We start from the raw sequence: 13,788 nt of genomic DNA, 5'->3' as shown, positions 1-13,788 counted from the left end.
AGAAGACCGTAAAGAACTATGTCTCCCGGCTGTTGACCAAGCTCGGCGTCGAACGACGCACCCAAGCCGCTGTACTGGCCACGAAGCTCAACCCAGCGCATATGGAGGAATGAACAGGCGCATTCGCACCGGCCCGCGCAGCATCTCGACACCCGGAATCTAGCACTGCCCTGCAAGAACTCTGTGCGAGGACCATCGCCCCGCTGGACACCACCTTTGGACCCTTGGGCTCTCGCCGCGCGCACCTCAGGCTGAGCAGTATGCCGCCCCCGATTCACCCGGTGCCAGCCCCGAGGAGGACATCATGCCCCACCTCGACGACCCCTTCACACCCGCTGTATACAAAGCCCAGGGGTGGTCGCGCGTCATCACCGACAGCCTCGACGCCGACGACACCAGCTATGAGGTGGGGGTCCACAACGGCCGCGTGGAACCCCGGTGACGTCGTGGCGATCATCGTGATCAACAGCCGCACAACCGATGTCCGCCAGGCCGTCGCCGTGCTGACCGACGGCTTGTGTGCCGACGCGGCGATGACGCTCGGCTCGGCCGGCCAAGCGGTCCTGCCCGCCGCCGACATCCCCGTCATCAACGCCCGACCGCACTGATCCCTATGAACAGACCAGTTTCGCCATCAGTGGACAGTGCTACTGCGGTCGCCGCCGAGCAGGCCGACGTAACATCCGGAATGCTGCTCGATCCGACGGAGCGGATAGAGCTGCTACTTCGCGATCTGCACAGCTCTCGATCCGGGCTGACCGGCCGTGAGGCGCAGCGTCGGCTGATCCACGTCGGCCCCAACGCACTGCGTCGACGGGGCGCACGGACCTGGCCGCGCGAGCTACTGGCGCAGTTCACCCATCCGCTGGCACTGCTGCTCTGGGCAGCTGCGGGCCTGGCCTGGCTGGTCGGCATCGAACCAGTGGCCATCGCCGTGGTCGTCGTCATCGTGATCAACGCGGGATTCGCGTTTATCCAAGAGCGGCATGCCGAGCGAGCAGTGGAGTTACTCGCGGCGTACCTACCAGCGCGAGCGACGCTGATGCGGGACAGGGAGATCACCCAGATCGATGCCGTCGATGTGGTGCCCGGCGATGTGCTGGTGATCCAGGAAGGCGACCGGATCTCGGCCGACGCCCGCCTGCTCGAGGGCGGTGTCGAGGTCGATCTATCCGAACTGACGGGAGAATCGCTGCCGGTGTTCCGTTCGGCCGAAGCCCCGGACACCGGTGTGCCGCTCGCCCAGGCACAGGACATCGTCTTCAGCGGGACGGCATGCACCGGCGGTGACGCGCACGCAGTCGTCTTCGCCACCGGCATGCATACCGAGCTCGGCCGCATCGCGGCCCTGTCGGAACGGGTCGGGCGTGAGGAGAGCCCGCTCGAACATCAAGTGCGCCGCGTCGCCTGGCTGATCGCCTTGGTTTCGCTGCTGCTCGGAGCGGCATTCGTACCGCTCGCCACCATAGGCGCCGGGCTGTCGCTGCTCAACGCGGTGGTCTTCGCGGTCGGGCTCCTGGTGGGCAATGTCCCGGAGGGCCTGCTGCCGACGATCACCTTGGCGTTGGCGATCGGCGTCCGCGACCTGGCGCGACGCGGTGCGGTCGTGAAACGGCTCAGCGCAGTGGAGACCCTCGGGTCGACCGATGTGATCTGCACCGACAAGACCGGCACGCTCACCGAGAACCGGATGCAGGTCACCGTGATCCATACGTCGACCGGGCCGCACGAGCTCCGACCGCACGCACCGCCCACTGCCGACTCGACGCTCACTCGACTGGCCGCCGCGATGATCGCCTGCAACAACGCCCGCTTCGATCAGACCGGAAGGGCGCTGGGTGATCCGACCGAAACCGCCATCCTCATCGCCGGTGCAGCACTGGGTGCGCATACGGACCCTGACGACCGGCAACGTCTGCGGCAGAAGCAGTTTCACTTCGAGCCAGCGTGGAAACGTATGTCGACGATCGACAGCTCGAGTGACGGCATCTGGGTGCACACGAAGGGCGCACCCGAAACAGTGCTGCCGCTGTGCACCGCCGAACTCGATGGCGACGGCCACCCGCGACCGATGCATCCCGCCCGGCGCGCAACGCTTGTTGAGCTGGTGGATACGCAAGCACGGCAAGGACTTCGGGTGCTCGCGGTCGCCGAACGCCGCCTGCCGACCGATACCGTGCCCACGGTGCGCGAACACGCCGAACAGCAACTGGTGTTGCTCGGACTTGTCGCGATGACGGACCCGCCCCGCGCCGAGGTCGCCGATGCCGTCACAACGTGCCACAGCGCAGGAATCCGCATCATCGTCATCACCGGCGACCACGGCCTGACCGCAGCGACCATCGCCGCCCAGGTAGGGATCATCCGCGGCGAACCGGTCGTGGTGACCGGCGAGCAGCTCGACCGGATGAGCGAAGCCGACCTGGACGCACTGCTTTCCACGACGCCCGAGCTGATCTTCGCGCGATCCTCGCCCGAGGCGAAACTCCGTGTCGCGGACGCACTTCGCGATACCGGCCATGTGGTGGCGATGACCGGTGACGGCGTCAACGACGCGCCCGCCCTGCGTCGCGCCGATATCGGTATCGCGATGGGCCGCTCCGGCACGGATGTGGCCCGCGAGGCCTCCACCATGGTCCTCACCGACGACAACTTCGCCACCATCGCCGCGGCGATCGAGGCCGGGCGGCGGGTCTACGACAACATTCGCAAGTTCATCTTCTACATCTTCGCTCACGCGACGCCCGAGGTGACCCCGTTCATCGTGTTCGCGCTCTCAGGTGGTGCGATCCCCTTGCCGCTGACCGTTTTACAGCTGCTGGCCATCGATGTCGGCACCGAAACCCTGCCCGCGCTCGCACTGGGTCGCGAACCGGCCGAGCCCGGTCTCATGCGCCGACCGCCTCGGCGGCGCACCGAATCGATCATCCGAATTCCGATGGTGCTGCGCGCCTGGCTGTTTCTCGGTGCGATCGCTGCGGCACTGGGCATGGCGGGTTTCTTCTATGTCCTGCTGGGCGCGGGATGGCATCCGGGCGATCCCACCGGCCCCGGTACGCCACTGCACCACGCCTACCTGCAGGCCACCACGATGACCTTCTTCGGCCTCGTCGCCGGTCAGATCGGCACCGCGTTCGCGGCCCGCACCGAACGGGCCTCGCTGCGCTCGATCGGCGTGCTGTCCAACCCACTTCTGTTGTGGGGTATCGCGTTCGAACTCGCGCTCGCGGCCGTGATCATCTATTTTCCGCCGGTTCAACACCTACTCGGCACGGCAGCGCTCACCCCGGACATGCTCGCCTTCGTCGCACCCTTCCCGGTGATCATATGGGGTGCGGACGAAATCCGGCGCTGGCTGTTACGTCGCAGAGACACCACACTCCCGTAGACGTCATCCGCTGAATCGACTGATTATCTACCCGAACGAGGCGGATGACACCTCAGTATGAATCGATCAACCCCCGGGTAATTCTTGCCCAGCGATAGTGCAGTGAACCCGACAGCCTGGAAGAACTCGAGACCGTCGTGATCGGTCTCCGCGATGATCTTTGTCGCCGTCGGTAACGGACAGCAGGACCACAGCCGGACTTTCGCTGTAGTTCTCGACGGCCGAGGCCAGCCGGGACCGGGGACCACCCACCGCTACGTGCAGCAATCGCACCACCGTGCGGTCGGCAGTATCTGCCGACTGCACGAGAAGAGCCATGTGGCGACCGTACCCGCTACGAAGCCGACGAGGCACGCTCCTCGCCATGTGTGAGTGGGGCCCGCAAATCTCTTGCGGGGCAAGGTTTTGACTAGATCGAACGACCGGGCGGTATGTGTTGACGTTTGATCTGGTCCGTGACTATCGGCCCGGTCTACTGGGACGTGCGGCCAACAGACGATGCAATTCTCATTGCTCCAGGTCGGCTATGCGTCTACGCAGGAGGCGGCGTTCCGGCTCGGTGGTGAGGAGTTCGAGTGCTCGCCGGTAGGCGGCGATGGCCTCCTCGGGATGACCGAGCCGACGCAGTAGTTCGGCACGTGTCGAATGCAGGTACGGGTAATTGTCCAGACCCAACGCCTCGGTGATGCGCAATGCTGCCTGTGGTGCGCCTGCCTGTGCGACCGCGACCGCACGATTGAGCTCGGCCACCGGTGAACCCGTGAGCCGGACCAATTCGAGGTAGAGGGCGGCCACCTGCGCCCAATCGGTTTCGGGTTCGGTGTGCAGGACAGCAATCGCGGCTTGTACGACGTAGGGACCGCGGGACCGCGCGATGGCCCGATCGAGCAGAGCTCGACCTTCCGCGATCAGCGCACTGTCCCACTCGGTACGGTCCTGCTGGTCCAGCAGAACGATCTCGCCCTCGCGGTGACGTGCGGAGCGCCGGGCGTGGTGGCACACCATGAGCGCAAGCAACCCGAGCACTTCCGGCTCGTCGGGCATCAGCGTGGCCAGCATCCTGCCTAATCGCACGGCCTCATCGGCCAGTTCGTCCCGTCCGCCGTATCCTTCGTTGAAGATCAGGTAGATCACCTTCAGCACCGCGCCGACGCGCTCGGGCAGTGCATGATCCGGTGGCACCCGGAACGGAATTCCCGCCAGCTTGATCTTGGCCTTGGCCCGGGTCAATCGCCGTTTCATGGCGCTCGGTGCGACCAGGAATGCCTGGGCGATCTCCTCGGTGGACAGGCCACCCAGTGCCCGCAGTGTCAGTGCCACCTGCGCATCGACCGCGAGCGCAGGGTGGCAGCACATGAACACCAGCTCGAGCCGTTCGTCGCCGATCGCAGTCTCGACCATGTCGGCCTCCTCGGCCTCGGGCGCGGCGAACAGGGTCGCCTTGGCCACGAAGGCACGGTCGCGGCGTAGCCGGTCGATTGCCCGGCGGCGGGCGGTCGTGGTCAACCACGCGCCCGGATTGTCCGGCACGCCATCGACCGGCCATTTCTCCGCAGCAATCGCGAAAGCCTCCTGAGTGGCTTCCTCGGCGAGATCGACATCGCCGAGGAAGCCACTCAGGTAGGCGAATACACGCCCCCACTCGGCGCGGAATACCTCGTCGATCACGCCTTCACGATCGGCCGGATCTCCACCGATCCACCGAGCCGCGCAGCCGGGATCTTCGTGGCGACCTCGATCGCGGCGTCCAGATCATCGGCCTCGACCAGGAAATACCCACCGAACACCTCCTTGGTGTCGGCGAACGGCCCGTCGGTCACCAGCGCATCACCCTCCTTCACCCGCACTGTCGACGCGGTGTGTGCGGGCGCGAGATGAGCACCGTCCACCACCCGCGGGTCCGACCTGATCGCGATGTACTCGGCGGACACCGACTCCTGCTCGGCGGCACCTAGGGCCTCGAACACACCGGGCAACTCGTTGATCAGCAATGCGTACCGCATGACTCTCCTCCAAGCTCGAATTTCACCGACACCTACCCGACGAACACGACTGGCCGGAGGGGACACGCCACCGCGAAACCATTTCACGCCGAGAACCACCCACAAGCAGTCGGTCCTGCACCGCGAGCCTGGCACCACTCGCGCCCACCGGCCCACAACCCGGTGGAAGGCGATCCGCATAGCGATAACGACGCGCACCCCACACCGGCAGGCCCCCGCTCCGGTCACCGCGAGGTGACCCGAGTCCCGGCGGCGCCGCAACCTAATCGGCATGAGCGAGCGTTCCGCAAGTTTACTTGTCGCCCAACGCCTATGACGCGCCGATCGACCGGAATGCGGAGCCAGCAGACAGCCACGAGCCCAGCCGGAAGCTGTACACGACATGCCGCTCAGCTTCAGGCCGTGCACGCTACAGCACGGAAATGGTTCGGATAACTACACACACCTGACAAAACCGCAGGCCATTGACCTGCGGCCTCATCAACGCGCGGCCCCTCGGAACCCCGTACGCCCATTGTGGTCCCCGGCCCTCTAGGCCCTCGTGCTGGTCATGAAATACCGATCCGTATCTCGCCCCACGTCAGGCCGATTTGCTGTCAACCAATGGACTCAACTCAGCCTGACACGCAGGGAGGCCGCAACCTGCGCCCCTGGCAGTCGCTACGGAACTCGAAGTCAGCGTCCCGAAGGATCCCCCCGACCTCACGCCGGCCGCTGCTCGAGCCCTGCTGCACCTCATCCAAGAAACCGCGGCACGGCCGCAATAACCGCCGACGTCGGAGCATCGAGCGCAAACACACAGCCGGACAATGCATTCCATGCAGCGACATGGATTCACTGCGCCGGCGTCGCCATCACAGGCTGCGCCCGCCGTCGAACCTGGCGAAGTCGTAGACGAAGTTCGTCGGTGGGGTCGGCGGCTTTCAGTATTTCCATCAGGCCGCCGAGTGAGCTCACGAGTTGGTGTACCTCCTCACGGTTCATGTGGTGATCAACGCGTATTTGGATCGTGTGACCGCCCGACTCCGGGGTGATCGTCGTGCCCGAGTTCGTGGACGAGGGTGATGAGTGGCCCTCCAAGATGGCCCCGGCGCGTCCGCGTGACCAGTGGGCGGTATCGATGTTGAGTGCTTTCGGCGCGGGGGCCTACGAACCGACTGACCGTGTAGTCACCCGGTCGAACCGTCGGCGTCGATGCGGGACCAGCGACCGAGCCACCTCGCACCGGCGATCGAGGCGAGTGCTGAGCAGTTGCCATTCCCTGATGCGAGCCTCGATGCCGCGGTGACGATCTTTAGTGGGATCAATCGATAGATCTGAAGGCCGGTCCGAGTGAGATACGCCGCGCCATGTGAGGTCCGGTCGCGATCCTGACGTGCGATCCGACGCTCCTGCAACGCTTTTGGCTCAACGGCTACGCACTGGAAGTGAATTGATACCCAAGCCCGGCGCTATCCTGCGATCGAGGCCATGCGAGCCGGTCTGGGTGGAACGGATGACAGTGATGTCGGTTCCGATACCACTCGACTGCATCGACGGATTCAACGAGGTGTCTACGCCTGAGTCCGACTGCCCCCGGCCTGGACCCTCGCGGCACGTCTCACGGGTCAGAAGCGAGGGGACGCATGAGTGCACCTCCCTCGACAGCCGCGTGAACCGGGTAGCAAGATTCGAATGCTATTCGGTGGATATGAGTTTCCGTTGTTTTAGGCCGCAGGGGTAGTGGCCGGTTCCCGCCTCCGGCGTTGCCTGGTCACGGCTGCGTCGGTGAGCCCGGTTCCACTAATGTGCGCAGTGTCATGGTGGCGATGTGGTCTTCGAGGCGTTGCCGGTCGGGCATGACGGTGCTGCGGAAGCGATGGGCGGCCAGGAAGGACAGGATCAGCCAGGCGGCCGCGTCCGGGTCGAGGTCGGAACGGAGTTCGCCTGCCCGCTGCCCTTGGATCACGACTTCGGCGAGGGCGTCGGCGAGTTCGCTCATGTGCTGGCGGACGGCTTGTTCGACGGCGGGTTCGGCGGTCAGGGTCATCGCGTCGGCGAAGATCACCCCGAGTGAACCAGGGGCGTGCAGTTCGTCGATGTGCTCGGGACTGAGCAGGTGCGCCAAAAGACCTGCGATCGAATCCGTTTCAGCGGCAAAGGCGCGCATCATTGCCGACATCTGTCCGGAGGCGTGTGCCACGACGGCGGCGTAGAGCCCTGTTTTGGAGCCGAAGTTCTGAAACAGCACAGGCTCGGTGACGCCGAGCCGCGCCGCGATCTGAGCCATGGTGCTGCGCTGGAACCCCGATTCGGCGAACACCACAGTGGCGGCGTCGATGATCGACGCGCGCCGGTCGGCGGCACTGAGGCGGGTGCGCCGCGGATCTGCCGGAGTTGAGGATGCGCGAGCCATGACCTCATCGTATCGACTCTTGCGCTTTAACTTAGTGACAACTAAGTTAGAACCATCTTAGTCGTCACTAAGTTAAGGAGTGGGCCATGGGCCTGGACATCTGATGCATCACAATTCCAACCCCGGTACCACCGGACTCACCATCGATCACGGACGCGCCTATGACGTTTTCGGTGCGGTGTTCTTCGGCGGACGTCGTGGCCGCGTCTACCGCCGCCTCGCCGAGCTGAGCGGCGCCGGTCCCGGCGATCGGGTCCTCGATATCGGTTGCGGCACCGGCTATTTGACCCGTCGGCTAGCTTCGGTCGCCGCAACAGTGGTCGGCCTGGATCCATCCGCGGCGGTCCTCGAGCGGGCCCGCCGGATCACCGCTGAACCGAACTGCACCTACACCGTCGGCGTCGCCGAATCGCTGACCGCCGAGGACGATTCGTTCGACGTGGTAGCGAACTGCCTGATGCTGCACCACCTGCCCGAGGATCTGCGGGCGACGGCTTTGACAGAGATGCGACGGGTGCTGCGCCCGGGCGGACGGCTGCTGATCGGCGAATTCCGGCCACCGGCGAATCCGATCGGCAGGCATCTCGTCGGCGCGCTGACCGGCCCGGCCATGGAACACAATCCGATCCATCTGCTCGAAGCGATGATCGCCGACGCGGGCTTCGGGCAGATCACCTCGGGAGATCTGCACCCGTGGATCCGCTATGTCACTGCCATCAAGCCGGACGTGGCCGGATGAGGCACCCAACCGGTTGGACCATCGGCGTGGTGCGGGTCCTCGCACTACCACTGATCATCCTCGGCATCGCCGCGCACCTGTGGCTGGGCAGCATGGTCGGACTGGCCGCCGCAGGCATCGGCCTGGCCGCCCACCTGGCCATCGCCGTATTCGGCGGCCGATGGCTGCTGCACCGCACCAGATTCAGATAGTCCAGGCACGACCGGTATCGGTGCGGTCCGGGCCCATCGGAGCCGTTGTCGTGGGATCGGCCGTCACCGGCCAGGACCGCCATCGATCCGTCCAACCCTGCGTCAAATTGATTCGCACCCATGAATACCGACTCCGCTACCGCATGAGCAAGGTCCGAACCTGAACGCTTGGCGGACGGTTGGCGGCAGTGGACAATCGGCTCCGGACAAGGAGCCATATGGAACCCATTGCTTCCATTGTCTGTGGCAAGGTCCGCAGGCCCAGCAGGGACGGCTTGACCGAGTTCCCCGGAATCCCTTATGCGGCCGCGCCTGTCGGATCTGCACGCTTCCAACTACCCCAGCCGGGTCCGCGGTGGTCGGGAATACGCGATGCGCTCACACGCGGGCCCGCGTGCGTGCAGGCGCCGTACCCGCCACCGGTCCACGCATTGATCGGCGGCGACCGGATCCCCGGAGACGAGTGTCTGAACCTCAATGTTTTTGACGCCGGAGCAGGCGAGGCTGCTCTGCCCGTCCTGGCGAAGCGGACTGCGCGATCGAGCCCGCGAGGTGGCCTCGGGAGGGCCGGGGTCGGTGTGGCGGCGCGTTTGACGCAGGTGTGCCAGGGCCTGGCGGCCGAGTCCGATCCCCCACCGGAGCCGCGACCGCTGAAAGCGCACAAGGCGATGGGGCGGTAATGGCGGCGCTACAGTTGCGGCGGACGGTGGGGCCGGTCATATGTCCAGGTGAGGTGTTCATGGTGGCCGACATCAGCGCATGCCGCGCATCCCGTGTTCCAGCAAGGCGAAGATCGCATCCAGAGCGGCTCGGGGATCGGGCTCGCCGGCGACGAATTGAGGAATTTCGAGGACGTAGCGTGCGATAGCGCGGGCGGTGATGTCCTCGGGTGGCCTGCCCAACTCGGCGGCGATCGCAGCGGCCAAGGGCGTCTCGCACCGGATCCACAATCGGCGCGAGTATTCGCGCAATGCGGGGGTGCTCATGATCAGGTCGGTGCGACGGCGGATCTCCGGGCTCGGATCGATGAGGAACAGCCCCCGCCCCAGCAGGAACTCGCGCAGCGCTGCCATTAGTGACTGTCCGGCCGGGCGCTGGGTGACCGCGGTCAGCAGGCTCTCGAGACGTTCGGCACCGTCGTCGAACATTATGGCCTCTTTGCCGTCGGGAACGTGGCGAAACATCGTCGGCACCGAGATGTCGACCGCGTCGGCGATCTCCTTCACGCTGACCTGGTCGTAGCCCTTCTCCAGAAACAGCTGCTCGGCGGCGTCCGCGAGGGCGCGGCGAGTCTGGGAGTTCTTGCGCGCGCGGCGTCCGAGTGCTTCAGGAGGCATGCACCCACGCTACCAGAGAAAGCAAGTGAGTTAAAAACGTAAGTGGCTTGCCTTTGTTAGTCGATTGTGTTTTTCTGGAGCGGATATACCAGCGAGACCTCGGAAGGCATGATCGAAATGAGCGTCAACGAACTCGAACAGATACCGGTCCTCATCGTCGGCGGAAGCCTCGTCGGACTGTCCGCAGCGGTTTTCCTGTCCTGGCAGGGCGTGCCCGTCGTGGTGGTCGACAAGCACTACGGCAGCTCGCCGCACCCCCGGGCGATCGGTTTCACTACCCGCACCATCGAGCACTTCCGTCAGACCGGCGTCGAGGTGCCCACGTCACTGCAAGGCATGAAACCGCCGCGGCGCGCCCGGGTGGAGAGCCTCAGCGGCACCTGGTTGGAGGAATATCCATGGAGCCCCGGCGGCAAGGGCTCCTACGGTGCCGACCATTCACCTGTCCACGCGATCGCGATCACCCAGGACAAACTCGAACCGCTACTGCGTGAGCGAGCCCGCGAGTACGGTGCCGACTTGCGCCTGGGCACCGAACTGGTGCACCTGGCCCAGGACAACGACGGCGTCACCGCGACGCTGCGCCGCCGTGACGACGGCCACCAGTACGCCCTGCGCGCCCGCTATGTGGTGGCCGCCGACGGCGCGGACAGCCCGGTGCGCACCAACCTGGGGATCGAGCGTCACGGCGTCGGCCCACTGTCGGTGCAGCGCAGCATCTTGTTCCGCGCCCCCCTCGAGGACTACCTGCAGCACGGCGTGGTCCAGTTCGAGATCGAGCAGCCCGACTTCACGGCGTTCTTGACCACCTACTCCGATGGCCGGTGGGTGCTGATGCTCTCCGATGACGTCGAACGCACCCCCGCCCAGCAGATCGAACTGGTGCAGCGCGCGATCGGCCGTACCGATATCCCCATCGAACTCATCACCACCGGCCGGTGGAAGCTGGCCGGTCTGATCGCCGACCGATTCTCGCAGGGACGAATCTTCCTCGCCGGTGACGCAGCGCACCAACTGCCGCCCAACCGCGGCGGGTACGGCGCCAACACTGGCATCGACGATGTGCACAACCTGGCCTGGAAACTGGCCGCGGTGCTCTCGGGCGAGTCGGACCCGCGGCTGCTGAACACCTACGACGCCGAGCGCCGCCCGACCGCAGACCTGCGTCACGATCAACTGTTCGCTCGCGCCGACTACAAGGTCTTCTTGAAAGTCGATACCCCTGATACCCCCGTGCTCGACGATTCGGCCATCGAGTTGGGGCAGCTGTACCGCTCGGCTGCGGTGCTGGGTGCGGACGCGTCCTTGCCGACCGCGCAACTCCCCGAGCAGTGGGCGGGTCAGCCCGGTACCCGCGCCCCGCACCAGTGGGTGCGCATCGGCGACGACAAGCGCTCAACGCTCGATCTGATCGAACGCGACTGGGTCCTGCTCTCAGCCGATGAGCGTTGGGCCGCCGCAGCCGCCCAGGCGACCGCGCAGTTGGGCATCGGAGTCGATTTCCAGCAGGCAGGAACCGACGTCGAGTTCGACGACCACGAGGCGTTCGAGCACGCCTACGGCATCGAGTCCACCGGCACCACACTGATCCGGCCCGACGGCTACATCGCTTGGCGGACCCGCGTCGCGCCACACGATCCCGCCCGGGAACTGACCCAGGTCCTGGCTTCCGTCGCCGCGGCCACCCGCGCCGACTCCACCGAAAATTGAGGTGATAGCTATGAATGCCACACTGCAACAGCGAATTCAGCGACTGGAAGATCTCGAAGCGATCCGCGATCTGACCGCGCGCTACGCCGACGCCATCAACAAGGGCTGGAACGGCAAGACTGTCGATCTCGACGCCGTCGCCCAAGTTTTCGCCACCGACGCGAGATGGGAGAGCCATGAAGGCGAGGTGACCGTCGGTATCGACGCGATCCTCGCCGCGTTGCCCGCCGCTACCTCGGTCGTGGAGTTCTCGATGCACGCCTTCGTGAACCCGATCATCGTCCTCGACGGCGACACCGCGACAGCACACTGGCTGATGTGGGTGACCTCGGTGATGGCCGGCGATCCGCGCGCGGTCTACATGAGCACCGACATCACCTACCTGCGGACCAGCGACAGCTGGCGCATCCACACCGTCAAGGTTGACTTTGGCACCAAACTGTCCACCAGCTGACCCGGATGGCGAGACGGCGAGGCGAAGCAGGTCGAACGAACGTGGTGGCAGCTGCGATCAGAACAGAGTGTTACGGATGCGCAGCGGCCGGTACCCGGTCGGGCCGAGCTGGGCCAGCTCGGCATCGATGTCGACCTCGATCGCGCCGAAGTAATTGATGTTCTGTCCGTGGACAGGCGTTGCGGGGGCTGGGTGACCAGCCGGAACACCTGCTCACGCGATAACTCGATCCCGCGCTCGGCCAGCAGCGGCACCACGCCGAGTCACCCGTGATGCGGTGGCGACCGCTAACGAGATCCTCATCCTCGCCGAGCCTGAAACCATCACCGACGTGGCAAAACTATTCAGCTGCACCATCATCTCGAGCCCCAAGGTCTCACCCCAGCCCAACCAGCTGTACACCAGGCTCGGCCGGCATTGGTTCAACAGACCTGTGCGACCGAGCGAGGACGGCTGAGCCCCCAGCCGACTCAGGCGATGAGCTGCGGCTGCAGCCCGGGGGCCCGGACTGGTGGAGTCGCGTATTCGACCGTCTCCGATTGTGGTGCATTGCGGGGGCTTCGGGAGGTCCGGTTGAGGCCAGCGGACGTTTCGTCCCAGGTCGGCGCCGTCCCTCGGCCAGGTCCTGGTGGGTCGCATCCGATGCGATAATCTCGCATCGGATGCGACTGCCGCGAAACCGCAGGTAACTGAGCTGAATCCGTCCATCGAAATATCTGTCGGCATACTCTCTCAACCCTCGCTGTGTCGCCGGATTCCGTTGGTCGCGAGTACTTTTGCGCCCGAAGTGCGGCTGACGGACACACAGTCGCGAATTTGCATCCGCTGCAATTGGCGGCAGTCGTAGTAATCGCACGAAAAACAAAGACAATGGCTTGACCAGCACCGACGACCTGTTGCCGGTTCGGGTTGCCCTCGCGGGTAGCAAGTTATCCAGGGCCGAAAGCCGAAGGGCCGGAACGGATCTTGGGGTCGCTACCCTACCCCGTACTGCATCCGGACGAAGTTCGCCGCCACCGCGGCCCGGGCAGCGGCCCTGCGCTGGTCGGGCCGCGGTGGTGTCGGCCGCGAGGCGTTCGCAGATCTCCCGCATCGCCAGTGCCAGGCCGATCATCTGTTCCATGCATCCGGGCAAAGTGGTTGTCAGATAGACGCTCTGGGACGCAGACCTCTAACAGCCCGCCAGCACATCGTGGTCCGGTGATCACGCGCGCAGCAGGACAGTGAAAAGCCGAGCGCCGTAAGCTTTTTGATCCGAAGCAGCCGAACCGGGTGGGTCACCCCGTAGCGTTTGTAGCCGTTGTCCGCCCGTTCGGGCTCGGCAAGTAGTCGGCGTCGTGGCAGTGCCGCACCGTCCGCTGGCTGGTGCTGGCGAGTTCGGCGAGTTCACGAGTGCTCCATGCCATATCCGTCAGCGACCTGGTCGCCTCGGCGCCGCGTGAGGCTCACCGATCTGTATCGGCGTGTACATGCGATCGCAGCCCCTGCAAGCCGAACAGGATGAGCAGCTCGACCGTGCCGCCGTCGGCGCTGCCCAGCCAGTGCGGTAGGGAGGTGTCGAATTCCGCGGC

At 65.3% G+C, this 13,788-nt stretch carries 13 protein-coding genes and 3 pseudogenes; 9 read left to right on the top strand and 7 right to left on the bottom strand.

What is annotated here, in order from left to right:
* From AB0J47_RS41410 to AB0J47_RS41395, 4 genes are all read left to right on the top strand, one after another.
* Window positions 1-113: LuxR C-terminal-related transcriptional regulator (locus tag AB0J47_RS41410; RefSeq protein ID WP_364359929.1), on the top strand; the 113-nt coding region annotated here is incomplete at its 5' end.
* Between the two features lie 191 nt (window positions 114-304).
* Window positions 305-442, top strand: a complete 138-nt coding sequence (locus tag AB0J47_RS41405; protein WP_364359927.1) for a hypothetical protein — start codon at window positions 305-307, stop codon at window positions 440-442.
* A 4-nt stretch (window positions 443-446) separates the two neighbouring features.
* On the top strand, window positions 447-608 hold the full coding sequence (locus AB0J47_RS41400) for a hypothetical protein (protein ID WP_364359924.1): 162 nt from the start codon (window positions 447-449) through the stop codon (window positions 606-608).
* 29 nt (window positions 609-637) lie between these two features.
* A complete protein-coding gene (locus tag AB0J47_RS41395) occupies window positions 638-3,388 on the top strand; it encodes a cation-transporting P-type ATPase (protein ID WP_364359921.1) in 2,751 nt (916 codons plus the stop codon).
* A 507-nt stretch (window positions 3,389-3,895) separates the two neighbouring features.
* Here AB0J47_RS41395 and AB0J47_RS41390 read toward each other — a convergent pair.
* The 3 genes from AB0J47_RS41390 to AB0J47_RS41380 all read right to left on the bottom strand — a co-directional run bounded on the left by AB0J47_RS41390 (window position 3,896) and on the right by AB0J47_RS41380 (window position 7,786).
* Window positions 3,896-5,056, bottom strand: coding sequence for a sigma-70 family RNA polymerase sigma factor (locus AB0J47_RS41390; protein ID WP_364359918.1), 1,161 nt, complete (start codon window positions 5,054-5,056; stop codon window positions 3,896-3,898).
* The gene (locus AB0J47_RS41385; protein ID WP_364359915.1) at window positions 5,053-5,391 is read right to left on the bottom strand and encodes a YciI family protein; all 339 of its coding nucleotides are present in this window, start codon (window positions 5,389-5,391) and stop codon (window positions 5,053-5,055) included. The genes AB0J47_RS41390 and AB0J47_RS41385 overlap by 4 nt, the downstream gene beginning before the upstream one ends.
* A gap of 1,753 nt (window positions 5,392-7,144) precedes the next feature.
* Window positions 7,145-7,786, bottom strand: coding sequence for a TetR/AcrR family transcriptional regulator (locus AB0J47_RS41380; RefSeq protein ID WP_364359912.1), 642 nt, complete (start codon window positions 7,784-7,786; stop codon window positions 7,145-7,147).
* A 103-nt stretch (window positions 7,787-7,889) separates the two neighbouring features.
* Between AB0J47_RS41380 and AB0J47_RS41375 the strand changes: the two genes are divergently transcribed.
* The 3 genes from AB0J47_RS41375 (at window position 7,890) to AB0J47_RS41365 (ending at window position 9,396) form a co-directional block, all read left to right on the top strand.
* Window positions 7,890-8,525: a methyltransferase domain-containing protein gene (locus AB0J47_RS41375; protein ID WP_364359909.1), complete on the top strand. Its 636-nt coding sequence runs from the start codon at window positions 7,890-7,892 to the stop codon at window positions 8,523-8,525.
* Complete coding sequence (locus AB0J47_RS41370; protein WP_364359906.1) at window positions 8,522-8,716, top strand: hypothetical protein; 195 nt, start codon at window positions 8,522-8,524, stop codon at window positions 8,714-8,716. Before AB0J47_RS41375 ends, AB0J47_RS41370 begins: the two co-directional genes overlap by 4 nt.
* 218 nt (window positions 8,717-8,934) lie before the next feature.
* Window positions 8,935-9,396 (top strand): carboxylesterase family protein, encoded by a 462-nt coding sequence (locus tag AB0J47_RS41365; protein WP_364359903.1) that lies wholly within the window; start codon window positions 8,935-8,937, stop codon window positions 9,394-9,396.
* A 72-nt stretch (window positions 9,397-9,468) separates the two neighbouring features.
* Here AB0J47_RS41365 and AB0J47_RS41360 read toward each other — a convergent pair whose 3' ends face one another.
* On the bottom strand, window positions 9,469-10,053 hold the full coding sequence (locus AB0J47_RS41360) for a TetR family transcriptional regulator (protein ID WP_364359900.1): 585 nt from the start codon (window positions 10,051-10,053) through the stop codon (window positions 9,469-9,471).
* Between the two features lie 117 nt (window positions 10,054-10,170).
* Here AB0J47_RS41360 and AB0J47_RS41355 point away from each other — a divergent pair, with 117 nt between their 5' ends.
* Together AB0J47_RS41355 and AB0J47_RS41350 are read left to right on the top strand one after the other, a co-directional pair.
* Window positions 10,171-11,763 carry an FAD-dependent monooxygenase gene (locus AB0J47_RS41355; protein WP_364359898.1) on the top strand — a complete coding sequence of 531 codons (1,593 nt, stop codon included), beginning with the start codon at window positions 10,171-10,173 and terminating at the stop codon, window positions 11,761-11,763.
* A 10-nt stretch (window positions 11,764-11,773) separates the two neighbouring features.
* Window positions 11,774-12,217: a nuclear transport factor 2 family protein gene (locus AB0J47_RS41350; protein ID WP_364359895.1), complete on the top strand. Its 444-nt coding sequence runs from the start codon at window positions 11,774-11,776 to the stop codon at window positions 12,215-12,217.
* A 164-nt stretch (window positions 12,218-12,381) separates the two neighbouring features.
* Here AB0J47_RS41350 and AB0J47_RS41345 read toward each other — a convergent pair.
* The 3 pseudogenes from AB0J47_RS41345 to AB0J47_RS41335 form a co-directional block, all read right to left on the bottom strand.
* Window positions 12,382-12,474 (bottom strand): annotated as a pseudogene (locus AB0J47_RS41345) (XRE family transcriptional regulator); the annotation flags it as partial.
* A gap of 964 nt (window positions 12,475-13,438) precedes the next feature.
* A pseudogene (locus AB0J47_RS41340) lies at window positions 13,439-13,623 on the bottom strand (MerR family DNA-binding transcriptional regulator); the annotation flags it as partial.
* Between the two features lie 39 nt (window positions 13,624-13,662).
* Window positions 13,663-13,788 (bottom strand): annotated as a pseudogene (locus tag AB0J47_RS41335) (XRE family transcriptional regulator); the annotation flags it as partial.

This window comes from Nocardia sp. NPDC049737 (assembly GCF_040674755.1).
Lineage (GTDB): Bacteria > Actinomycetota > Actinomycetes > Mycobacteriales > Mycobacteriaceae > Nocardia.
The sequence above is the reverse complement of the archived record's forward strand: the minus strand, read 5'-3'. Positions and strand labels throughout refer to the sequence as shown.

Excerpts from the sequence above, each read along its gene's own strand:
- AB0J47_RS41405 (WP_364359927.1), top strand. The coding sequence starts at position 305 with ATGCCCCACCTCGACGACCCCTTCACACCCGCTGTATACAAAGCCCAG.
- AB0J47_RS41385 (WP_364359915.1), bottom strand. The coding sequence starts at position 5,391 with ATGCGGTACGCATTGCTGATCAACGAGTTGCCCGGTGTGTTCGAGGCC.
- AB0J47_RS41380 (WP_364359912.1), bottom strand. The coding sequence starts at position 7,786 with ATGGCTCGCGCATCCTCAACTCCGGCAGATCCGCGGCGCACCCGCCTC.
- AB0J47_RS41375 (WP_364359909.1), top strand. The coding sequence starts at position 7,890 with ATGCATCACAATTCCAACCCCGGTACCACCGGACTCACCATCGATCAC.
- AB0J47_RS41370 (WP_364359906.1), top strand. The coding sequence starts at position 8,522 with ATGAGGCACCCAACCGGTTGGACCATCGGCGTGGTGCGGGTCCTCGCA.
- AB0J47_RS41365 (WP_364359903.1), top strand. The coding sequence starts at position 8,935 with ATGGAACCCATTGCTTCCATTGTCTGTGGCAAGGTCCGCAGGCCCAGC.
- AB0J47_RS41360 (WP_364359900.1), bottom strand. The coding sequence starts at position 10,053 with ATGCCTCCTGAAGCACTCGGACGCCGCGCGCGCAAGAACTCCCAGACT.
- AB0J47_RS41355 (WP_364359898.1), top strand. The coding sequence starts at position 10,171 with ATGAGCGTCAACGAACTCGAACAGATACCGGTCCTCATCGTCGGCGGA.
- AB0J47_RS41350 (WP_364359895.1), top strand. The coding sequence starts at position 11,774 with ATGAATGCCACACTGCAACAGCGAATTCAGCGACTGGAAGATCTCGAA.